Source organism: Jeotgalibacillus alimentarius (assembly GCF_000829445.1).
Classification (GTDB): Bacteria; Bacillota; Bacilli; order Bacillales; family Jeotgalibacillaceae; genus Jeotgalibacillus; species Jeotgalibacillus alimentarius.
In genome coordinates, this window is record NZ_JXRQ01000017.1 from 407,141 (window position 1) to 429,804 (window position 22,664).

Sequence of the window (22,664 nt, forward strand, 5' to 3'; positions counted from 1 at the left end):
GAGGTGAAAAAGAATTGATCGGAAATCTTACATTACAGGGTGTGCAGGCACCCCAACAGCTTGGAAGTGTAAAAGAAGCATCACTTATGTCAGGCAGTACAGACTTCAGTCAGATCCTTGCAGGACTTGGTGAGAAACTCCCGGAACTGATTGAAAACAGTGAAGCATCAGGTCTTGAAGCGCTTTTAAGTCAACTGAATGGGTTAGGTCAGTCAGAGGATATTGCTGAATTCATGACAGAAATGGATAAGTTATTCCCTGAAATCAAGCAGCTGTTCACATTATTTTCTGAAGATGAACTGCTTGAGATGACACCGCAGGAACTGATAAGTGCAGCGGGAATTAGCCTTGAAGTGACTGAAGAGCTAACCGATGTGACGGCTGAAGAAATGGTGCAGACTATTAGTGAAATGATTAACACACAATTTTCACCACGAAGCCAAATGAATGATCAGCAGGGTTCTAAAGAAACGTACCAGGCCATGTCATCAGCACAGCCTCAAGAAATAATTAAACTTTTATCTTTGCTCAAAGGCCTGACATTGCTTCAGGAAAAACAGCCTATGCAGAATCAGGAAGTGATTAAGCAGCAAAACAGTCAGCTTCAACAGATTTTTGGTAGTATTCAAAAAGTCTTTGAAGCAGCAGTAAAAGAAATGAAGAATCATACACCTGCTGAGCAGAAAACTGAACAAAAGTCGCCTGAGCTACTTTTATTAAAAAGTCGGACTGGAATTCAATTTACCCAGCTAATCAGTGAAAAAAACCAAAATGCTGATGTTACTGCAAAACCTGAAGCACTGAAAAACGACCAGCAGATGATTAACCTTCAGTCACTTCAGCTTCAGAGTGCACCTGTTAAATGGTCACTCCAGCCTGTTAAACAGCCTGACTCAGCGCAACAGCTGATGGAACAGTTCCAGAACATTATGCAAAAAGCAAAGTTTGGGAAAGTAAACGGGACTGAAAAGCTGATGATCAGACTTCAGCCGGAACATCTTGGCACACTCAAAATCGAGCTTCTACAGAAAGACGGTATGATGACAGCACGTATTATCGCTTCAACAGCGGTAGCGAAAGATATGATTGACTCACAGCTTCATCAGCTCAGACAGTCATTCACATCACAGCAGCTGCAGGTTGAAAAAATTGAGATCATGCAGACTCAGACTGAGAACAGACTTGATAAAGATGGTAAGAATGACCAGCAGACTGACCAGCGAGACAGAGAGCGCGATCAGCAAAGCGCACAGAATCAGTCAGAGGATGAACAGACTTCATTCCATGACATATTCTTAAATATTGAGGTGTAAATATTGGAATTAAAAGGTATTAACGAAGGCTTATATTTATCTTCACTTGAAAAAAAGAAGCTTGAAGCAAAAGACCAGACAATGGGAAAAGATCAGTTTTTAAAATTGCTTATTGCCCAGCTTCAAAACCAGGATCCAACCCAGCCGATGGAAGATAAAGAGTTTATCTCACAAATGGCGAACTTCTCTAGTCTTGAACAGATGACAAATATGGCTACATCATTTGAAAAATTTGCATCCATGCAGGAACAGACAGCACTGATTCAATACAATGAATTTGTCGGTAAAGAGGTAAAGTGGGACAAAATGGAGACTGTTGATGGTGAAGAAGTTGCCACAAACGGTAAAGGAATTGTTGAAACCGTTAAATTTAAAGGCGGTTCAGTCGAATTTACCCTTGAGGATGGTACAACTTTGACGCCAGGTAATGTATCTGAAGTCAATAAAGGCGAACTGCAGGATTCACTTCAGCAGGCCAGTATGATGATTGGCAAAAAAGTCAGCTGGATGAAAGAAGATGAAGAGCTTGAAAGCACAGTTGTTTCGGTATCGAGAAAAGACGGTGCAATCTGGCTTCACACAGCGGATGAACAGCGAATTACAGCTGATGAGCTGACTAAAATCGCACAGTAAAGGATTTGAGTATATGGAGCATATCCGATTTAATCCGATTCACACACCTCCGGCTGCTCCTGTCAAAAAACAGATCAAGCAATCCGGGTTTGCAGACAAGCTCCAGCAGGTCATAGATGGCGAGCTGAAATTCAGCAGACATGCAAATGAGAGATTAACAGCACGAAATATCGAAATCACACCGGACCAGTGGCAAAGAGTAACGGATAAAGTAAATGAAGCTGACAGCAAAGGTGTGAAGGATTCACTCGTACTGCTCGAGCAGGCAGCACTGATTGTCAGCATTAAAAACCGTACAGTTGTTACTGCGATGGACAAGAAAGACTTAAACGACCAGATATTCACGGACATTGATGGCACCATCATTTTAGAATAGGCGGACCTTAGATAAAGGAGCCTTAGAGCCAGCTGACCGACAGAAGCGGCTCACGAAAGGGGAAAAATAACAATGATTCGTTCAATGTATTCAGGTATCGCAGGACTTAAAAACTTCCAGACAAAATTAGACGTAATCGGTAACAACATCGCAAACGTAAACACATTCGGTTTTAAAAAGGGCCGTGTGACGTTTCAGGAAGCTATGAATCAAACAATTCAGGGTGCATCTGCTGCGCAGGAAGGCCGTGGAGGTAAAAACGCACTTCAAGTAGGACTAGGGTCAGTTACCGCAACAATTGACAGTGTACAGACACAGGCTTCACTCCAGACAACAGGACGTTCACTCGACTTAGCGATTAATGGAGATGGCTTCTTCGTTGTATCAGCTCCGGGTGGACAGGATCTGTATACACGTGGCGGTAACTTCTACCTTGATGAAAGCGGACTGCTTGTAACTGGTGAAGGTTATAGAGTTCAGCAGTTCGTCAATGGTGTTCAGGAGGATATTGTGGTTAATAGTAGTGGGGTTATTCCGGCACAGATAACAGACCAGATTACATTAGCAGGAAATTTAGCATCAAATGTCGTAGTTAGTGCAGCTAATCCATTTGTGAAAACTCAACAAATGAAGGTTGTTGACGACGAGGGTACCGAGCATACTATTGAAATCAAAATGGAAAAAGTAGTTGGAAACGATAATGAGTGGGATATTACTTTTACTAATCACGCACTTGAAGATATTGACGGAGTTGATAAATTTGTTAATGGAACTTTAACTTTTGATCCAGCAGACGATGAACCCAACTTTGACTTAAACCCTATTAATCTACCTGTTAGAGTTAACGCGGCAGGTACCGGATATGATACTTACGGTATTAATAATCTCGACATGACGAACTTAACTAACAACGAAGGCGAAGTATCAGCCCAAATGGGAGCTAACGGTAACCTTGAAGGTACACTAGATAGCTTCAGTGTATCAGCAGGCGGCGCAATTAACGCGGTTTACTCTAACGGACAGGTTCGTGAAATGGCGACTCTATCGATTGCCAGATTCAACAACCCATCAGGTCTTGTAAAGATCGGTAACAACGTATTCCAAGAATCAGTAAACTCAGGTGTTGCTAACATTGGAACATCAGCTGATGCTGGTGGGACAATTTCATCAGGCGCTCTTGAAATGTCCAACGTCGACCTTTCAGAAGAATTCACTGAAATGATCACTGCACAGCGTGGATTCCAGGCGAATACGCGTATTATCACTACATCTGATCAGATCTTAGAAGAACTTGTTAATCTGAAGCGATAATTCAGGCAGGGGGGTGACGGCGCCTTCATGAATGAAAGAAGGCGCCTGCTTTTATGATTTATGTAAAAAGGCTCAATGGTAAAGAATTTATGATTAATGCAATTTATATCGAAACAGTAGAAGCTTTTCCTGACACCACGATTTCGCTGACGAATGGTAAAAAATATATTGTCAAAGATTCAATGGCGGATGTGAAGGTGAAGATCACTGATTTTTACCGGTCCATTCACGTATTGAATATGACGCATTTAAAGGAGGATGATGCAGATGAAAAATAAACTACTGTTAACAATGCTCATCATTCTCGTATCGATTACACTGCTGGGTATTATCTTTTTAGTTGTGACAAATCAGCTTGCAGGTGATGGAGAAGAGGAAGAGGAAGAAGTAAAGCTGTCTGCAGATGAAATTGTGGAAGCGACAGTTGAGATTCCGGAAGTGACCACAAATATTGGTGGAAGCAGTTTTGCAAGAGTGTCTATGTCTATTCAGACAGACAGTAAAGATGCTGCTGAAGAATTGAAAAAGCTCGAATTTCAGGTGAAAGATATCTTAATTGATGAACTGCTTGAAATGAATAAAGCTGATCTTGAGGGAAGCGCAGGAAAAAATGCGTTCGAAGATATAGTGAAAAACCGTGTGAATGAGCTTCTTCAAAAAGGAGAGGTCATTCAGGTTTATACGACATCTATTGTCGTTCAATAATGGAAGATGCAGATGGACGGAGGTGAAATTGCGTGGCTGGAGATATTCTCTCGCAAAATGAAATAGATGCATTATTATCAGCCATCTCGACAGGTGAGATGTCAGCGGAAGAGATCAAAAAGGAAGAGCAGGAAAAAAAGGTTAAAGTTTATGACTTTAAGCGGGCACTGAGGTTTTCAAAAGATCAGATCAGAAGCATTTCGAGAATCCACGAAAACTTTGCCAGACTGCTCACAACGTTTTTCTCTGCCCAGCTCCGGACATATGTTCAAATAAATGTGGCATCAGTTGATCAGATTCCATATGAGGAATTTATCCGCTCTGTGCCTAAGATGACGATTCTGAATGTGTATGAAGTTCCACCGCTTGATGGAAAAATTCTGATGGAGATCAACCCTAACATCGCCTATGCTATGATGGACCGGATACTTGGCGGGCACGGCTCAAGTGTCAGCAAGATTGATAATCTGACAGAAATTGAAACGAAACTAATGTCTACAATGTTTGAAAGAGCTTTTGATAATTTAAGAGAAGCATGGGGAAGTATTGCAGAAATCGATCCAATTTTAACGGACTTTGAAGTAAACCCGCAATTTCTTCAGGTGATCTCACCAAATGAAACAGTGGTTGTGATCTCGCTGAATACCGTTGTAGGCGAAACGACAGGTATGATGAATATCTGCCTGCCTCATGTGGTCTTAGAACCAATTATGCCGAATCTCTCAATCAAGCACTGGATGCAGTCTCAGAAGAAGGAGCTGATTCCTGAAGAGCAGCTGCAGCTTGAAAAGCGTGTGAAAAAAGCAGACCTGCCGATATCAGCTGAGCTTGGTACTTCCATGCTTGCGATCGAAGAGTTCCTGATGCTTGAAGTCGGTGATGTGCTTGAACTGAATCACCGCTTCGATGACCCGGTTGTCCTGAAGATCGGCGATGTGCCGAAATTCATTGCTCAGCCCGGTCAGCTTGGCAAAAAAATTGGTGTTCAAATTATTGATGAAGTGAAAGGAGGAGAGGACGATGATGAGTGATGACATGCTCTCCCAAGATGAAATTGATGCGTTGCTGAATGGCAGCGCGGATGATGAACCTGAAACAGAAGAAAGCACTCCATCTGAACAATTGGATGAGGTGGCAATTGATGCGCTCGGTGAGATAGGAAATATTTCTTTCGGAAGTTCAGCAACGGCACTATCTACGCTGTTAAATCAAAAAGTAGACATCACAACACCGACTGTATCTGTCGTAAAGACTGAAGAAATTTCCAATTCATTTCCTCATCCTTCCGTCGCAATTAATGTGCATTATACAGAAGGATTAAAAGGAAATAACCTGCTTGTGATCAAGCAGTCGGATGCAGCTGTCATTGCAGATCTGATGCTTGGCGGAGACGGAACAAATCCGTCAGATGACCTTGGTGAAATTCAGCTGAGTGCTGTTCAGGAAGCGATGAATCAGATGATGGGGTCTGCTTCCACTTCAATGTCAACGATCTTTGGTGTCAAGGTGGATATCTCACCGCCAAGTATTGATCTGGTAGATCTTGAAAGTAAAGACGGGATGGAGAACCTGCCTGAAGAAGAATATGTGATTCAGGTTTCATTCAACCTGAAAATTGGAACGCTCATAGATTCAAATATTATGCAGCTGATACCGCTTGAATTTGGTCAGTCACTGGTACAGCAGCTGATGGGTGGAGGCGGACAGGCTGAGAATGAAGCGGCAGCGTCTGCGCCTGTAGCAGAAAGACCTGCAGCTGAAACTCAGGCAGCACCTGAGCGCAGTGAAACATCTCCGCAACCGCAAAGAGATCCTGAACCTTCAAGATTACCAGAAGACTCAGGTATTCAACTGAACAGAGACCGTGCACCTGAGAGGTCAGTAGACGTTCAACCGGCACAGTTTACACAGTTTGACAGTCCGGGGCTAAGCGCTGGAGAGTCAAGAAACCTGAATCTTCTGCTGGATATCCCACTTCAGGTAACTGTAGAGCTTGGCCGTACGAAGCGTTCTGTTCAGGAAATTCTTGAATTGACATCAGGTTCGATCATTGAGCTGGATAAACTTGCAGGTGAACCGGTTGATATATTAGTGAACAACCGTTTAATTGCGAAAGGCGAAGTGGTTGTAATTGAAGAAAACTTCGGAGTAAGACTGACGGATATTGTCAGTAAGTCAGACCGTTTAAATAAATTACGCTAATATAGCTGGGGGTAAAATGACATGGCGAAGAAAATCTTAATTGTAGACGATGCAGCATTCATGCGCATGATGATCAAGGATATCTTAACAAAGAATGGATTCGAGGTAGTCGGTGAAGCTGCTGATGGTGCGCAGGCTGTTGAAAAATTTAAAGAAACATCACCTGACCTTGTAACAATGGATATCACAATGCCTGAAATGGACGGTATTACAGCGTTAAAAGAAATTAAAAAAATTGACGGTTCTGCAAAAATTATCATGTGTTCAGCAATGGGCCAGCAGGCAATGGTGATTGATGCCATTCAGGCTGGTGCAAAAGATTTTATTGTAAAACCATTTCAGGCTGACCGCGTGATTGAGGCAATTTCTAAAGCGATAGGTTGATGGGTATGTTTCAGAAATTATTCGTTGTTCTCCTTCTGTTGTCAGTTTTAACAGGGGGAGAGCAAATTTTATTTGCAAGTCCGGGGAATGTATCAGATTGCATGGGAGATAATCCGTCTGAAGAATGCGCTGAACAGGAAGTACCCGCACTTGGAGAAGAAAGTGAGCCCGAGGCAATTAATGTCTGGACTTTTGTCAGACTAATCGGTGCACTTGCTCTGGTCATTATTTTATTATACGCACTGCTGAAGTTCGTAAACAGCAAAACTAAAAACTATCAGCAAAGCAGGCTGATTAAAAATATGGGCGGAACAACGCTTGGCGGAAACCGGTCAGTTCAAATTGTTAAAATTGCTGACAGTTATTATGTCTTAGGTGTCGGTGAAGATGTGAATCTGATTAAAGAGATCACGTCGCCAGAAGAAATGGCTGAACTCGAAGCCTATTTTGACCAGGATCAGCCACTTGCAGAAAGTCCTGTTGCCGGTCTGATCGGCAAACTGAAAAACAGAAAATCTGATCAGAAGATAAATGATCAGCAGTCATTCGGCAGCCTGTTTAAAGATCAGCTCGATCAGCATCACGCAGAACGCAGGAAAGTGTTCGAAAGAGTAAAAAGCAAGGAGCGTAATGAAGATGGATGAGTTCATACAGTTTTTCAATGACAGTCCTCCCGATGATGTAGCAACTTCAGTCAGATTGCTGCTGTTGCTGACTGTCCTGTCACTGGCACCGGGTATATTGATTTTAATGACTTCATTTACGCGAATTGTCATTGTACTATCATTTGTCAGAACGTCACTCGCAACGCAGCAGATGCCGCCTAACCAAGTCATTGTCGGGCTTGCACTTTTTTTAACCTTTTTCATTATGGCACCTGTCATGAGTGAAGTGAATGACAGGGCATTAACACCATTATTTAATGAGGAAATAGATCTTGAGACCGCTTATGAAGAAGCTTCTATTCCATTTAAGGACTTTATGAGTCAGCATACACGGCAAAAAGATCTGGAATTGTTCCTAAGTTATACAGAAGCTGAAAGGCCAGAGACAATTCAGGATATTCCATTGACTGTGATGGTCCCTGCATTTGCATTAAGTGAAATTAAAACCGCATTTCAAATGGGTTTTATGGTGTTTATTCCGTTTCTGGTGATTGATATGGTCGTTGCATCAGTCCTGATGTCTATGGGTATGATGATGCTTCCGCCGGTAATGATTTCATTGCCTTTTAAAATCCTGCTGTTTATCTTAGTAGACGGCTGGTATCTCGTCATGCAGTCCTTGCTGCAGAGCTTTTAGGTGGGTGAATTGAAATGAATGGAGAAATGGTTATTGCCATAGCAGAGCGTGGCGTATGGATCACGCTGATTATCAGTCTTCCCTTAATGCTTGTTGCATTAGTTGTCGGTCTGCTTGTCAGTATATTTCAGGCAACTACTCAGATCCAGGAACAGACGCTTGCCTTTATTCCGAAAATTATAGCAGTTATGGTGGCACTGATCTTTTTTGGACCGTGGATGCTGACACAGCTTGTCAGTTATGCCTCAGATATTTTCACTAATCTTACTAGGTATATCGGTTAGATGATGGAAGAATTATATCCCAGACTGACAATTTTACTACTTATAATCGTGAGACTATCAGCTTTTTTTGTGACGATGCCGTTATTTTCCCACCGTACGATCCCGGCAACGCACAGGATCGGGCTGGCTATACTGTTGTCATGGATGATGTATTACACACTTGATGCAGAACCGTTTGATATAAACGGTGAGTATATTTTACTCATTATAAAAGAAGCGGTAGTTGGATTGTTTCTTGGATTGATTGCTTACATTATTCTATCAGCCATCCAGATTGGCGGAAATTTTATAGATTTCCAGATGGGTTTTGCCATGGCGAATGTTATAGACCCGCAGACAGGTGCACAGAGCCCGCTGATCGGTCAGTATCTATATACACTGGCACTTTTATTGCTTCTTGCATTGAATGGCCATCACCTTATACTTGACGGAATCTTTTTCAGCTATCAGTATATTCCGCTTGATCAGGTCACCCTTGGATTTGGGGACCCGATGACAGCTGAACTGATTATTAAAGCTTTTTCAGCTACTTTTGTTATTGCTTTTCAAATGGCAGCGCCGGTCGTTGCTACATTGTTTCTGGTCGATATTGCCCTTGGAATTGTTGCAAGAACATCGCCGCAGTTCAATATTTTTGTAATCGGTTTTCCGATTAAAATTACGGTAGCATTTATCGTCTTAATTGTATTAATGGGTGTAACATTTCAGGTGATTCAGCGACTTTTTGACCTGATCTTTGTAGTGATGAGAGATTTAATGATCACGCTGGGAGGCTGATAGATAATGAGACTGAGGCTTGACCTGCAGTACTTTGCAGGCGAAAAAACCGAAAAAGCCACCCCGAAAAAAAGACAGGACTCCCGTAAAAAAGGTGAAGTTGCAAAAAGTCAGGACGTCAACACTGCATTCATCCTTTTCAGTGTATTTCTCTTTTTGTTTTTCGCAGGAGGCTGGTTTAAAGACCGGATGCTCAATCTTGTGGCTGTCCCTTTGATGGATTATATTAAACGCCCTGTTACAGCCGATACAGCACTCATTGTCTACAGTGAAATGCTGAGCCAGGTCGCATGGATCGTTCTGCCGATCATGGCAGTAGCAGCGCTGGGCGGTATTGTCGGTAATTACATGCAAATCGGTTTTCTAATCTCTACTGATCCATTAAAACCTAAACTGTCCAAGATGGACCCGATTAAAGGACTTAAAAGAATTTTTTCAGCGAGAGCGCTCGTTGAACTTGCAAAATCAGTATTAAAAATTTCCTTAGTGGGAATGACAACATTCCTTGTATTATGGTTCAGCATTGAGGATGTATTAGAACTTTCTTTGCTGCCTGTTGAATCAACGTTGCAGGTAGCAGGCAGTCTGACTGTCCAAATGGGACTGTTTGCTTCTGGGCTGCTGGTAATCTTAGCAGTCTTGGATTACCTTTATCAAAAGTATGACTTTGAAAAAAATATCCGAATGTCTAAACAGGATCTTAAAGATGAATATAAAAACACGGAAGGTGACCCGCTGATCAAATCTAAGATCAAACAGCGGCAAAGGGAGATGGCGATGAAGCGGATGATGTCTGAAGTACCGGACGCAGACGTTGTCATCACAAACCCGACTCACTATGCGATTGTTTTGAAATATAAAGACGGAGAATTTGAAGCGCCAGTTGTGGTAGCAAAAGGTGTGGACTTTGTCGCTCAGAAAATTAAAACCATAGCAAAAGAAAATAATGTGATTGCTGTTGAAAACCGCCCGCTTGCAAGAGCGCTGTATGATCAGGCGGAGATCGGAGACCCGATTCCGGAGGAGTTTTTCAAGGCTGTTGCTGAAATACTTGCTTACGTATACCGGATAAAAAACAAAGTGTAAAGCTTGAAAGGGGACCGGCATGAAAGGAAAAGATTTAGCTATACTCGCCAGTGTCATACTGATTATTGCCATGTTGGTCATTCCTCTTCCATCATGGATGCTGAGTGTTCTCATTATTATTAACATAACGCTTGGTCTGATCGTTCTATTGACCTCGATGAATATGAAAGAGCCGCTTGAATTTGCGATCTTTCCATCATTAATTCTGCTTTTAACACTCTTCAGGCTGGGTCTGAATATCTCAACTACCCGTGCCATTTTAAGCAGAGGAGAAGCCGGAGGAGTCGTTGAAACCTTTGGTACATTTGTTACCGGTGGAAATATTTTAGTTGGTATCGTCGTATTTATCATTCTGATTATTATTCAATTTATTGTTATTACTAAAGGTGCTGAGCGTGTATCGGAAGTTGCTGCACGATTTACACTTGATGCAATGCCTGGTAAACAGATGAGTATTGATGCTGACTTAAATGCCGGTATGATCTCGGAAGTTGAAGCAAGAGAACGCCGGGAAAAAGTTGGACGTGAAGCTGACTTTTACGGTGCCATGGATGGTGCCACAAAGTTCGTAAAAGGGGATGCGATTGCAGGTATCATTATCGTTATGATTAACCTCGTCATGGGAATGGTGATCGGTATTGTGCAAATGGGTATGACACTTGCTGATTCAGCAAACCAGTTTTCATTGCTGACAGTCGGTGATGGAATTGTGTCACAGATCCCGGCCCTGTTAATCTCAACTGCGACAGGTATCGTTGTAACCCGTGCTGCTTCTGACGGTAACCTTGGTCAGGATATCACATCACAGCTTTTCTCATTTGGTCCAATCATGTATGTTGCAGGTGCTACTATTGCCCTTTTAGGTTTGTTCACACCAATCAGTAACATTTTAACCCTCCCGATCGCTCTGATTCTGGTCGTAGGCGGGTATATGTTATCTCAAGCGAAGAAACAGGAAACAGAAGAGTTTACAGAAACAGAAGAAGAAACAGCAACGGATGAAATGAAGAGCCCTGAAAGTGTTGTCAGCTTACTGAATGTGGACCAGATTGAATTTGAATTCGGCTACGGCCTTATTCCGCTTGCTGATGCAAATCAGGGAGGGGATCTGTTAGATAGAATCGTGATGATCAGACGTCAGCTGGCACTTGAACTTGGTCTGGTTATTCCAGTCGTCCGTATCAGAGATAATATTCAGCTGCAGCCTAATGAATACCGTCTGAAAATTAAGGGTAATGAAGTGGCAAAGGGAGAACTGCTGCTTGATCACTATCTTGCGATGAGTCCTGGTGATGATGATTCCATCGAAGGAATCGATACCATTGAACCTTCATTCGGTCTTCCTGCAAAATGGATTGATGAATCTGTGAAGGATCAGGCAGAGATGCTCGGTTACACGGTTGTTGACCCGCCTTCAGTTGTCTCAACACATATAACTGAAATGATCAAAGGACATGCCCATGAGCTGCTGGGGCGTCAGGAAACAAAGCAGCTTGTGGATCATCTGCAGGAATCCTATCCGATACTTGTAGAGGAAGTGACACCTTCTCCGCTAAGCGTTGGAGATGTTCAGAAAGTCCTGTCAAAACTTCTGCGTGAAAATGTATCGATCAGGAATCTGCCGATTATCTTTGAAACACTTGCCGACTATGCAAGGATGACTTCAGATACAGATGTACTTGCTGAATATGTACGTCAGTCGCTCGCAAAACAGATTACAAGTCAATTTGCAGATCCTGGAGATACGCTGAAAGTTATTACCCTGTCAGGCCGCGTTGAAAAGCTGACTGCAGATAATGTGCAACAGACTGAGCATGGTAATTACCTGTCACTTGATCCAAATGATTCGCAGAGGATTCTTGAATCGATGGCTCAGCAGATCGAACAGCTGTCAATGACTGAACAGACACCGATTGTATTGTGTTCACCTGCAGTCAGAATGTATATCAGACAGCTGACGGAAAGGTATTTCCCTCAGATTCCAATTTTATCTTATAATGAATTAGAAGCGAATGTTGAAGTCCAAAGCGTCGGGGTGGTGAATATAGATTGAAGATGAAAAAAGTAACGGCGCCTACAATGCCTGAAGCGATGAAAAAGATCCGTAAAGAACTCGGCAGTGATGCTGTCATTTTGAACTCAAAAGTAACCTATACTGGCGGTTTTTTAGGACTTTTTAAAACAAAGCAGATAGAAGTTGTTGCAGGCGTCGACCAGCCTGAGCCGCCGGCTGCTGAACAGACAGCTGCCACTGCAGAAAGACAGGTAGTAAAAGAGGAAGATAAAAAGCTTGAAGAAGAAATACAGGAATTAAAAAAAATGGTCAGTGCGCTAACGGTCAATCAGACAGGCTATCAGGATTTTCCGCAGTCTGTCAGATCAATTCTTGAGAAACTCAAAGATCAAGATTTTAAAGACTCATGGCTCCTGGAAACAGGCCAGAAGCTGTATGATCAGTGGCAGGAAACACCTAAAACTGAACAGCTTACTGAGTGGGCTGAAGATTATATCAGAACGTCTCTTCAGCAGCAGACACATGCAGGTATTGATGCATCTAAAAAGTACATCAGTCTGATCGGTCCTACAGGCGTAGGTAAAACCACAACGATTGCAAAGCTTGCAGCAAAACTTGTCATGGAAGATCAGAAGAAGATTGGTTTTATGACTTCTGACACATACAGAATCGGTGCAATAGAGCAACTGAAAACGTACGCTGAACTTTTAAATGTACCTTTAGAAGTGATCTACAGCCGTGATGATTTTGAAAAGGCATTAACCAGATTCAAAGATTTTGATCACGTATTAATTGATACTGCAGGAAGAAACTATCGTGAAGTGCAGTATGTGGAGGACCTTGCAAAAACAATTGATTTTGAGATTGATATTCAGACGTTTCTGGTACTGTCAATGACTTCAAAATACAAAGATATGTCCGCTATTTATGAAAGGTTCAATGATATTAATATTCAGGGTCTGATCTTCACGAAATGTGATGAAAGTGTAACAGTAGGTCCTGCTTATCATGTGATGACTGAAAGCGGTATCGGAGCTGCTTATCTGACAGACGGACAGGCTGTACCTGAAGATATTGAGGAAGCCTCCTACAGGAGAGTTAGTGAAATGATGGTTAAAGGTGTGAATAGCTGATGGACCAGGCAGAAACTCTAAGGCAGAAGATGCTGCATATGAATGAGCCCACAGGAAAAGCGATTGCTGTCGTCAGCGGTAAAGGTGGAGTAGGGAAATCGAATTTTTCGATCAACTTTGCTTCTGAAATTGCTGCAAAAGGAAATAAAGTATTGCTGATGGATATGGATATTGGAATGGGCAATATTCATATTCTTCTGGGTAAGTCATCAGCAAGTACAATTATTCATTACCTCGAAGGTAAAGGGTCAATTCAGGATGTAGTCGTTCAGGTTGAAGATAACTTATCTTACATATCCGGCGGGTCCGGGCTCAGTAAGATGGTAGAGTGGAAAGACCTTGAGATCGAACGCCTGATGAAAGGTTTTACAGAGCTTCAGAAATCCTATGATTACTTAATTTTTGACATGGGAGCAGGTGCATCTGAAAACGGGCTTGAGCTGATCATGGCGGCTGATGAAGTGATTGTCATCACAACAGGTGAACCGACATCCATTATGGACGCCTATTCTATGATGAAATTTATTCATATGAAGGATCCTGATAAAGCCTTTGCACTTTTATGTAACCGGGTCATGAATCCTGAAGAGGGAAAGACAGCACTCAAACGACTGGAAGCTGCAATGAATAAGTTCTTAAATAAAAGTGTGCGCCTGCTTGGCAGTATACCGGAAGATCCATCTGTCAGAAGGTCTGTTAACAATCAGACACCTTTTACCAAGCTATATCCGGAGTCTCCGGCTTCAAAGACGCTTAAAAACATGACGGCTGCTTATATTGCGGAGCAGGATAGAGAAATCCATCATAGTAAAAGCCGGTTTACAGATCGACTTTCAGCTTTTTTCAGAAAAAAGTGAGGTGGAAAAATGGTACAGGATATTATTAAAGTATTAGTTGTAGATGATTCTGCATTTATGAGAAAGCTTGTTCAGGACTTCTTATCGGAACATGAAAAAATTGCGGTGGTCGGAACTGCAAGAAATGGTCAGGATGCCATTGCAAAAATCCGCCTTTTAAAGCCGGACGTCATCACAATGGATGTTGAAATGCCAATCATGAGCGGTTTAGAAGCACTAAAACATATAATGAAAGAAAATCCACTGCCGATTATCATGTTGTCGAGTACAACAAAGCAAGGAGCTGAAAATGCTCTTTTAGCCATGGATTACGGGGCAGTGGATTTTATCGCAAAACCTTCCGGGACTATATCACTAGATCTTCATCTGGTTAAAGATGAACTAATTGAGAAAGTTCTGCACGCTTCAAAAGCACTTCTAAAAAAACCGCGTGCTGCGGAGTTATTCATAAAAAATGAAGTGCAAACTAGTAAAAAAAGCCTGAAAAAGGTCGATAGTAGAATTGACAGACATTATCCGGCCGTAGTATTAATTGGTACTTCAACCGGTGGACCAAGGGCTCTGCAGACAGTTCTTTCGCGCCTGCCCGGGAATCTGAATGCGCCTGTCATCATTGTGCAGCACATGCCGCCAGGTTTTACAAAGTCATTAGCTCAAAGGCTTGATCAGCTTTCACCTTTGAAAGTCAAAGAAGCTGAAGATGGAGACAGGCTTGTCAATGGCTGCGCTTATGTCGCGCCAGGTGATTACCATCTGAATATCAATCAGCAGGGCACAAATCTTTCATTGTCCTTAAGCAAAGAACCGCCTTTAAGCGGACACAGGCCTTCAGTTGATTTTCTATTCCAATCTGCAGCGAAATTGAAGGAAATAAAAAAAATTGCAGTAATTATGACTGGAATGGGTGCAGATGGGTCTAAAGGTCTGGTACAATTAAACCACAAAGAACATATTGAGACGATTGCAGAAGCACAGGAAACCTGTGTTGTATATGGAATGCCTAAAGCTGCTCAGGCAACGGGACTCGTTACATATGTTGAGCCGCTTGAAGGAATTGCAAATAGAATTGTCAAAATAGCAGAAGGGTGAGTCCAACATGGAAATGAACCAGTACTTAGAAGTTTTTATCGAAGAAAGTAAAGACCACTTACAAAACTGTAATACGCAAATGCTTGAACTTGAAAAAAATCCTGGAGACATTGCAATTGTAAATGAGATCTTCAGGTCCGCACATACATTAAAAGGTATGTCAGCAACAATGGGCTATGAAGACCTTGCAAGTCTGACTCATAATATGGAAAACGTTCTTGATGATATCAGAAACGGAAAGCTTTCTGTTACGACTGCTGTCATGGATGCCCTTTTTTCTGCAGTAGATGACCTTGAAGATATGACAGCATCCATCGCATCCGGTGGAGATGGAAAAAAAGACGTTTCCCGTTCACTCAGTCTGCTTGAAGCGATTCAAAAAGGCGAGCCGGCTCCAAAGGCTGCAGCTGAAAATAATTCTTCTATTCAATATGATGAGTTTGAAAGAACTGTAATCGAACAATCATTGGAGCAGGGATATATTGCATATGAGCTGACTGTCAAACTGAAAGATGACTGTCTTTTAAAGGCGGCGCGTGTATACATGGTATTTGAGGTGCTTGAGAAAATCGGTGAAGTCATTAAGTCTAACCCGACAGTTGATCAGCTCGAAGAAGAAAACTTTGATCAGCACTTTTGTGTAACACTTGCTTCAAAAGAAGAAAAGGATTTTATTGAAAAAAGCGTTCTGAAGGTTTCAGAAGTTGAATCAGCTGAAGCAGCTGAAGTAAATCTTGAAGCAGTTGAAGAAAAACCGAAAGCAGCCCAGGAAGCAGCTGTTACAAATGAAGCAGCAGTTGTAGAAGAGTCAGCAAAAGAAACACAGAAGCAGGCTGTCTCAAACAAAACAATCCGTGTGAACATTGACCGTCTTGATGTTCTGATGAATTTATTTGAAGAGCTCGTCATTGACAGAGGACGCCTTGAGCAGATTTCAAAAGAATTGAATCATGGAGAATTGAATGAAACCGTTGAACGCATGTCTCGGATCTCCGGAGATCTTCAGTCGATCATTTTGACAATGCGTATGGTGCCGGTGGAAACAGTATTCAACCGTTTCCCGAGAATGGTGAGACAGCTTGCACGTGACCTTGATAAGCAGATTTCACTTGAAATCAGCGGTCAGGATACGGAGCTTGACAGAACAGTTATTGATGAGATTGGTGATCCGCTTGTTCACCTTCTGAGAAACGCGCTTGATCACGGCATTGAATCCCCTGCAGCACGAAGAGAAAAAGGGAAGCCTGAGGAAGGCACGATCCAGCTGCGGGCTTACCATAGCGGAAATCATGTATTCATTGAGATTGAAGATGATGGCGCAGGCATTAGTAAAGAGAAAGTTCTTAGTAAAGCGCTGTCAAGAGGGATTGTTACAGAGGAGCAGGCTAAAACGCTGACGGACTCACAGGTGTACGAACTCATCATGGCGTCTGGCTTCTCGACAGCCGAAACCATTTCAGACATTTCCGGAAGAGGTGTAGGGCTGGACGTTGTAAAAACGACGATTGAATCACTCGGTGGCTCTATTACGATTCATTCGACAGAGGGACAGGGATCAATTTTCTCAGTTCAGCTGCCATTAACCCTATCAATCATTTCAGTTATGCTTGTTGAGGTTGAAGAAGAAAAGTTCGCGATTCCATTGTCATCAATTATTGAAACGGCAATCGTAAAGGATGAAGAAATTCTGCATGCGCATAACCAGCGTGTGATTGATTTCAGAGGAAAAGTAGTTCCGCTTGTATTCCTGAATGAAACATTCGATGTGAAGAAAGAAAACACTGAAGATATTCACTCAGTGATTATTGTCCGCAAAGGTGAAAAACTTGCCGGTCTGGTAGTAGACTCATTTATCGGGCAGCAGGAAGTTGTATTAAAGTCTTTAGGCGATTATCTTGGAAACGTATTTGCTATTTCAGGTGCAACGATTCTTGGAGACGGCCAGGTAGCACTAATTGTAGATTGTAATGCACTGATTCAATAAAGAGTTTTAATGAAATGAAATTCATAGCAGTTAGGAGTGCAGTAAATGTCAAATCAGGATCATGATCTGAAAGTAATTGTGTTTCAGCTTGTAAATAAGGAGTATGCAGTACCTGTTCAAAACGTCCAGTCAATTGAAAAAGTCATGCATATTACGAGGGTGCCGGGTGTTCCTTCATATGTTCGCGGTGTGGTCAACTTAAGAGGGGTCGTGACACCGATTATTGATCTTAGAAAACGCTTCTCTCTTGAAGATGGCACAGAAGATGAACATACAAGAATCATTATCGTAAATATAGGTGATATTGAAGTTGGCTTTATTGTAGATTCAGCTAACGATGTTCTGGACCTGTCATCAGATTCGATTGAGCCTCAGCCAAATGTTGTCGGCAGTATTGAAGCAGATTTCATTGAAGGGGTTGCAAAAAATGACCGTAGACTCCTTATTTTACTGCAACTCGATAAAGTACTGGAGAACGCTGCATGAGTTATGAAGAAGACATTACCGCATACCACCTGGATATCTTAAGGGAAATTGGAAATATTGGAGCCGGTAATGCTGCGACTGCACTGTCAGCGTTGCTTGGCAACAAGGTTGATATGGCCGTTCCGCACGTGAAGGTTGTTTCATTTGATGAAATGATGGATATCGCAGGTGGACCTGAAAATATTGTTGTCAGTGTATTCCTCCGGATCGAAGGCGAAATGACAGGCAGTATGTTTTTCATTCTTTCAACAACTCAGGCAGAAAGTTTTATCAGGACACTGACGAATAACAAATCATTTAATTTTGATGACATTGGGGAATCAGAGCTTGGTCTATCAGCTCTTCAGGAAATGGGAAATATTTTATCCGGATCTTATCTGTCATCATTATCTGACTTTACAAACCTGAATCTTTATCCGACAGTACCTGCTATTGCTATTGATATGGCAGGCGCGATAATCAGTTTCGGACTTGTGGAGCTTTCACAGGCAGGGGACAAAGTAATTGTAATTGATACAGAACTTACTGATGATGGGGAAAAACGTGAAGGAGCAAACGGTCAATTTTTCCTTCTTCCCGATCCTGAATCATTTAAGATCCTGTTTCGATCTTTAGGAGTAGATTGATTTGATAAAAAACATCATTAAGGTGGGGATAGCAGACGCAGGTACTGTGTCTCCACCTGATACAATCAGAACTTCAGGACTCGGGTCCTGTGTCGGGGTAGTTCTATATGACAGCCGGAGTCAAAAAGCAGGTTTGCTTCATGTCATGCTGCCTGATTCCTCTCTAGCAAGATCAGGCGACATTAACCCTGCAAAGTTTGCAGATACAGGTATTCCTCACCTGATTGATCAGCTCAACCTTCCACCGTCAAGATTAAAAGCTAAAATTGCCGGCGGTGCTCAGATGTTCCAGTTTGCAGGACAAAAAGATACGATGAGAATCGGCCCCCGGAATGTTGACGCAGTCAAAGAGGCATTATCTCAATATAAAATCAAAATTGTCAGTGAAGACACCGGCGGCAGCAGCGGACGTACAATTGAGTTCGATCCGGTCAGTGCCAGTCTTCATATCAGGACAGTCAATGTTGGAGAAAAAGTGATTTAATCTAGAGCCTGTATGGCTCTTTTTTAATTGGGAAAACACAAAAGCCACTCCTTTTGATATAATAGGAAATATATATAATCAGTCTTTATATTCAGATCCTAACATTACAGGGCTTAAGGAGGCTTGCCATGAATCAGTCAGTTGATGATCAGGAAAAATATTATTGGCAGATGTGGACTGCCTCCAGAGATTCTCATGCGGGTGATATGCTTGTACAGCGGTATATGCCCCTCGTGCAGTACCATGTCCAGAGGATTAGTGCAGGGCTGCCTAAAAACGTATCAAGAGACGATATAAAAAGTCTTGGTTTAATGGGCTTATTAGATGCTTTGCAGAAGTTTGATCCTACAAGAGATTTAAAGTTTGATACGTATGCATCATTCCGTATCCGTGGCGCGATTATCGATGGCTTGCGAAAAGAGGACTGGATGCCAAGGTCTGCCCGCGAGAAAGCGAAAAAAGTTGATGCAAAGATTGAAGAACTTGAGCAGCAGTCTCTCAGGCATGTCAATGCACAGGAAGTTGCAGCTGCACTTGATATGCCTGTAGAGGAAGTATACCAGATCACACAGGAGCATCTTTTTGCAAATGTTCTTTCAATGGACGATCAGTCCGGTGATCAAGACGACAGTGAAACCACAGCGTTTACTTTAAAAGATCAGAATACAGTTTTGCCTGAAGAACAGCTTGTTAAAAACGAGCTGCTGCAGGATTTAGCCGGTGTTATTTCCCAGCTGAATGAAAAAGAACAAACTGTTTTAAGTCTTTTTTACACGGAAGAACTGACACTGACTGAGATCGGTGAAGTCATGAATCTCTCAACGTCACGTATTTCACAAATCCATTCAAAATGCTTGTTCAAATTGAGAAAATTGCTGGCTTCTGAATACAGCCGGTCTTAAAAGGAGCGGGTTATATGGGGCATAAACTGATTGGGCTGCAGGTGGCTATTCCGAAAACGGTGGATGCCGGAAAAATAGCAGATCAGCAGCAACAACAAAGCAATATCAATCAGAGTCAGGTCGCTGCAATTGCTGAAAAAGAACGGCTGAGGAAGCAGGAAAGTGTAAACCGGTACGGAGAAAGTGAAAAAACCAAAGACAAACGTGAACGTGAAAAGGGTGAACGAAGGAGAAATCAGCCTGATGAGGAGTTGCAGAAAGCCAGTAAGCCTGCTGCTGCCGAAACGCACCCTTTTAAAGGAAGAAGAATGGATTTCTCAGGCTGAAAAGGAGCTATCATGATCATATTTTTATTAATCCTGTCTATAATCTTCAATTTCGCAGCGTTTCTTTCTATTTTTCTTTTATTTATGAGGCAGAACCGTCTGATCAGTAAAGAAGTACAGCATGAAAAAACGCTGAATGAAATTGAGCAGACATTTACAGGCTACCTGCTTGAAATGAGAGATGAAAATGAAGCGTTTTTAAAACAATTCGAAAAAATAAGTCAGTCTCCGGAAAAAACTGAAACCCGGCCGGAGCCTGTCAAAGCTGAAGAACCGGCACTGACTGTGAAGACTTCTCGCAATCTAGCGAAAACAGCTTATAAAAAGCCTGAACCAAAACAGTTTACTGTGAGCGACCGGGCAAAAGAAATGGAGCGGGAAGGGCAGTCAGTAGAAGAGATCGCCCGAACGCTGAATAAAGGAAAAACTGAAATAGAGCTCATGCTTAAATTCAGACAGCCTTCAGACAAAAAGAGTCATCAATAATCACTTGATGACTTTTTTTTTATGTGGTATAGTAATTAACGGTGTTAATACACACGCTTCGTGATTGGGCGGATGGTGCTGCTTGGATTAAGCAGTTTCCGACCTGTAAATGACCGGAGCGGAGGAGAATAACCACAAGGAGGAACTAACACTATGTCAGTAATTTCAATGAAACAATTGCTAGAAGCAGGTGTTCACTTCGGCCACCAGACACGCCGCTGGAACCCAAAAATGAAGAAGTATATTTTCACGGAGCGTAACGGAATCTACATCATCGACCTTCAAAAGACGGTTAAAAAAGTAGAAGAAGCTTACAAGTTCGTGAAAGAAGTAGCTGCTGACGGAGGAGAAATCCTTTTCGTTGGTACGAAGAAACAGGCTCAGGAGTCTGTTAAAGATGAAGCAGAACGTGCAGGTATGCACTTCATCAACCAGCGCTGGTTAGGTGGAACGCTAACAAACTTTGACACTATCCAGCTTCGCATCAACCGTCTTAAGAAAATCGAAAAGATGGAAGAAGACGGCACTTTTGAAGTACTTCCAAAGAAAGAAGTAGTTCAGCTTAAAAAAGAATATGAGCGTCTTGTTAAATTCCTAGGCGGAATCAGAGACATGAAGAAGCTTCCTGATGTTTTATTCATCATCGATCCTCGTAAAGAGCGTATCGCTGTTGCTGAAGCAATCAAGTTGAACATTCCAATCGTAGGTATCGTTGATACAAACTGTGATCCTGACGAAATCGACTACGTAATTCCTGCAAATGACGACGCGATCCGCGCTGTCAAGCTTCTGACTTCAAAAATGGCTGATGCTATTCTTGAATCAAAGCAGGTTGAAGAAGAGGAAGAAGAAGCAGTAGCTGCTGAGTAATAAATTTGAAAAGGTGATAAGCGGGAAAATCCCTTATCACCTTTTTTAAAGGATAAAAATGAATTTTTAACAGATATAAGGAGGAAATTTCATGGCTATTACAGCTCAAATGGTTAAAGAACTTCGTGAAAAAACTGGTGCAGGTATGATGGACTGCAAGAAAGCACTTCAGGAAACAAATGGAGATATGGATCAGGCAATTGACTTCCTTCGTGAAAAAGGAATTGCTAAAGCAGCTAAAAAAGCTGACCGTATCGCAGCTGAAGGTCTTACATTCATTAAGAGTAACGGCAATGATGCAGTGATTCTCGAGCTTAATTCTGAAACTGATTTCGTTGCGAAAAACGAAGGTTTCCAGAAACTTGGTGACGAATTAGCAGATCACCTTCTTACTGCAAAGCCTGAGTCTGTGGACGCAGCACTTGAAACTGAAATGAGCAACGGACAGAAAGTAGGAGACTACATTACTGCTAACGTTGGTAAAATTGGTGAAAAGATCAGCCTTCGCCGTTTTGAAGTACGCACAAAAGGTGATGACGCTGCATTTGGGGAGTATCTTCACATGGGCGGAAGAATCGGAGTGCTTTCAGTAGTTGAAGGTACAACTGACGAGCAGGTAGCAAAAGATGTAGCAATGCACGCTGCTGCACTTAACCCTAAGTTCATCTCTCGTGACCAGGTTTCTCAGGAAGAAGCTGACAGAGAGCGTGAAATTCTTACGAAGCAGGCACTTGAAGAAGGCAAGCCGGAAAATATCGTTGCTAAAATGGTTGAAGGCCGTCTGAACAAGTACTTTGAAGAAATCTGCATCGTGGATCAGCCATTCGTAAAGAATCCTGATCAGAAAGTAAAAGAATTCCTATCTTCAAACAACGCTAAGCTGACTGATTTCGTCCGCTATGAAGTTGGAGAAGGTATTGAAAAGCGCCAGGACAACTTCGCTGATGAAGTAATGAGCCAGGTGAAAAAATAATTTTTATTTAAAACAACAGGCGGGGACACTTTGTGTTCCCTCTTTTTTGGAAAAAATGAAC

At 42.2% G+C, this 22,664-nt stretch carries 27 protein-coding genes; all 27 read left to right on the top strand.

Annotated features, from left to right (window positions below; translation table 11 throughout):
* Positions 1 to 14: 14 nt before the first annotated feature.
* The 27 genes from KP77_RS17550 (at position 15) to tsf (ending at position 22,603) form a co-directional block, all read left to right on the top strand.
* Positions 15 to 1,313: a flagellar hook-length control protein FliK gene (locus tag KP77_RS17550; RefSeq protein ID WP_052474051.1), complete on the top strand. Its 1,299-nt coding sequence runs from the start codon at positions 15 to 17 to the stop codon at positions 1,311 to 1,313.
* Between the two features lie 3 nt (positions 1,314 to 1,316).
* Complete coding sequence (flgD, locus tag KP77_RS09215; protein ID WP_235420697.1) at positions 1,317 to 1,946, top strand: flagellar hook assembly protein FlgD; 630 nt, start codon at positions 1,317 to 1,319, stop codon at positions 1,944 to 1,946.
* Positions 1,947 to 1,959: 13 nt separating this feature from the next.
* Complete coding sequence (locus KP77_RS09220) at positions 1,960 to 2,322, top strand: TIGR02530 family flagellar biosynthesis protein (RefSeq protein ID WP_041122400.1); 363 nt, start codon at positions 1,960 to 1,962, stop codon at positions 2,320 to 2,322.
* A gap of 72 nt (positions 2,323 to 2,394) precedes the next feature.
* Positions 2,395 to 3,633 (top strand): flagellar basal-body rod protein FlgF, encoded by a 1,239-nt coding sequence (gene flgF / locus KP77_RS09225; RefSeq protein ID WP_041122401.1) that lies wholly within the window; start codon positions 2,395 to 2,397, stop codon positions 3,631 to 3,633.
* A 53-nt stretch (positions 3,634 to 3,686) separates the two neighbouring features.
* Positions 3,687 to 3,911, top strand: a complete 225-nt coding sequence (locus KP77_RS09230) for a flagellar FlbD family protein (RefSeq protein WP_041122402.1) — start codon at positions 3,687 to 3,689, stop codon at positions 3,909 to 3,911.
* Positions 3,901 to 4,338 (top strand): flagellar basal body-associated protein FliL, encoded by a 438-nt coding sequence (fliL, locus tag KP77_RS09235; protein WP_041122403.1) that lies wholly within the window; start codon positions 3,901 to 3,903, stop codon positions 4,336 to 4,338. Before KP77_RS09230 ends, fliL begins: the two co-directional genes overlap by 11 nt.
* A gap of 32 nt (positions 4,339 to 4,370) precedes the next feature.
* On the top strand, positions 4,371 to 5,369 hold the full coding sequence (gene fliM, locus KP77_RS09240; RefSeq protein ID WP_041122404.1) for a flagellar motor switch protein FliM: 999 nt from the start codon (positions 4,371 to 4,373) through the stop codon (positions 5,367 to 5,369).
* On the top strand, positions 5,362 to 6,540 hold the full coding sequence (gene fliY, locus KP77_RS09245) for a flagellar motor switch phosphatase FliY (protein WP_200889063.1): 1,179 nt from the start codon (positions 5,362 to 5,364) through the stop codon (positions 6,538 to 6,540). Before fliM ends, fliY begins: the two co-directional genes overlap by 8 nt.
* Positions 6,541 to 6,561: 21 nt before the next feature.
* Positions 6,562 to 6,924 carry a response regulator gene (locus KP77_RS09250; protein WP_041122406.1) on the top strand — a complete coding sequence of 121 codons (363 nt, stop codon included), beginning with the start codon at positions 6,562 to 6,564 and terminating at the stop codon, positions 6,922 to 6,924.
* 5 nt (positions 6,925 to 6,929) lie between these two features.
* Positions 6,930 to 7,568, top strand: a complete 639-nt coding sequence (locus KP77_RS09255; RefSeq protein ID WP_041122407.1) for a flagellar biosynthetic protein FliO — start codon at positions 6,930 to 6,932, stop codon at positions 7,566 to 7,568.
* The gene (fliP, locus tag KP77_RS09260; RefSeq protein WP_041122408.1) at positions 7,561 to 8,226 is read left to right on the top strand and encodes a flagellar type III secretion system pore protein FliP; all 666 of its coding nucleotides are present in this window, start codon (positions 7,561 to 7,563) and stop codon (positions 8,224 to 8,226) included. Before KP77_RS09255 ends, fliP begins: the two co-directional genes overlap by 8 nt.
* A gap of 14 nt (positions 8,227 to 8,240) precedes the next feature.
* The gene (fliQ, locus tag KP77_RS09265) at positions 8,241 to 8,510 is read left to right on the top strand and encodes a flagellar biosynthesis protein FliQ (protein WP_041122409.1); all 270 of its coding nucleotides are present in this window, start codon (positions 8,241 to 8,243) and stop codon (positions 8,508 to 8,510) included.
* A gap of 3 nt (positions 8,511 to 8,513) precedes the next feature.
* Positions 8,514 to 9,287 (top strand): flagellar biosynthetic protein FliR, encoded by a 774-nt coding sequence (gene fliR / locus KP77_RS09270; RefSeq protein WP_041122547.1) that lies wholly within the window; start codon positions 8,514 to 8,516, stop codon positions 9,285 to 9,287.
* 6 nt (positions 9,288 to 9,293) lie between these two features.
* Positions 9,294 to 10,373, top strand: coding sequence for a flagellar biosynthesis protein FlhB (flhB, locus tag KP77_RS09275; protein ID WP_041122410.1), 1,080 nt, complete (start codon positions 9,294 to 9,296; stop codon positions 10,371 to 10,373).
* 19 nt (positions 10,374 to 10,392) lie between these two features.
* A complete protein-coding gene (gene flhA, locus KP77_RS09280; protein WP_041122411.1) occupies positions 10,393 to 12,426 on the top strand; it encodes a flagellar biosynthesis protein FlhA in 2,034 nt (677 codons plus the stop codon).
* A gap of 2 nt (positions 12,427 to 12,428) precedes the next feature.
* Positions 12,429 to 13,520, top strand: a complete 1,092-nt coding sequence (gene flhF, locus KP77_RS09285; RefSeq protein ID WP_235420703.1) for a flagellar biosynthesis protein FlhF — start codon at positions 12,429 to 12,431, stop codon at positions 13,518 to 13,520.
* A 38-nt stretch (positions 13,521 to 13,558) separates the two neighbouring features.
* On the top strand, positions 13,559 to 14,377 hold the full coding sequence (locus KP77_RS09290; protein WP_160289514.1) for a MinD/ParA family protein: 819 nt from the start codon (positions 13,559 to 13,561) through the stop codon (positions 14,375 to 14,377).
* Positions 14,378 to 14,386: 9 nt separating this feature from the next.
* The gene (locus KP77_RS09295; protein ID WP_041122414.1) at positions 14,387 to 15,466 is read left to right on the top strand and encodes a protein-glutamate methylesterase/protein-glutamine glutaminase; all 1,080 of its coding nucleotides are present in this window, start codon (positions 14,387 to 14,389) and stop codon (positions 15,464 to 15,466) included.
* Between the two features lie 7 nt (positions 15,467 to 15,473).
* A complete protein-coding gene (locus KP77_RS09300) occupies positions 15,474 to 17,450 on the top strand; it encodes a chemotaxis protein CheA (RefSeq protein ID WP_041122415.1) in 1,977 nt (658 codons plus the stop codon).
* Between the two features lie 45 nt (positions 17,451 to 17,495).
* Positions 17,496 to 17,936, top strand: a complete 441-nt coding sequence (locus KP77_RS09305) for a chemotaxis protein CheW (RefSeq protein WP_041122416.1) — start codon at positions 17,496 to 17,498, stop codon at positions 17,934 to 17,936.
* Entirely contained in the window at positions 17,933 to 18,562 is a 630-nt protein-coding gene (locus KP77_RS09310; protein WP_041122417.1) for a chemotaxis protein CheC, read from the top strand. The genes KP77_RS09305 and KP77_RS09310 overlap by 4 nt, the downstream gene beginning before the upstream one ends.
* Before the next feature lie 4 nt (positions 18,563 to 18,566).
* Positions 18,567 to 19,046 carry a chemotaxis protein CheD gene (locus tag KP77_RS09315; RefSeq protein ID WP_407637922.1) on the top strand — a complete coding sequence of 160 codons (480 nt, stop codon included), beginning with the start codon at positions 18,567 to 18,569 and terminating at the stop codon, positions 19,044 to 19,046.
* A gap of 128 nt (positions 19,047 to 19,174) precedes the next feature.
* Entirely contained in the window at positions 19,175 to 19,948 is a 774-nt protein-coding gene (locus KP77_RS09320; protein ID WP_041122419.1) for a FliA/WhiG family RNA polymerase sigma factor, read from the top strand.
* 14 nt (positions 19,949 to 19,962) lie between these two features.
* A complete protein-coding gene (locus KP77_RS09325; RefSeq protein ID WP_041122420.1) occupies positions 19,963 to 20,274 on the top strand; it encodes a hypothetical protein in 312 nt (103 codons plus the stop codon).
* 12 nt (positions 20,275 to 20,286) lie between these two features.
* Entirely contained in the window at positions 20,287 to 20,760 is a 474-nt protein-coding gene (locus KP77_RS09330) for a hypothetical protein (RefSeq protein WP_041122421.1), read from the top strand.
* Between the two features lie 153 nt (positions 20,761 to 20,913).
* The gene (gene rpsB / locus KP77_RS09335) at positions 20,914 to 21,630 is read left to right on the top strand and encodes a 30S ribosomal protein S2 (RefSeq protein ID WP_041122422.1); all 717 of its coding nucleotides are present in this window, start codon (positions 20,914 to 20,916) and stop codon (positions 21,628 to 21,630) included.
* Positions 21,631 to 21,721: 91 nt separating this feature from the next.
* Positions 21,722 to 22,603: a translation elongation factor Ts gene (gene tsf, locus KP77_RS09340; protein WP_041122423.1), complete on the top strand. Its 882-nt coding sequence runs from the start codon at positions 21,722 to 21,724 to the stop codon at positions 22,601 to 22,603.
* The last annotated feature ends 61 nt before the right edge of the window (positions 22,604 to 22,664 follow it).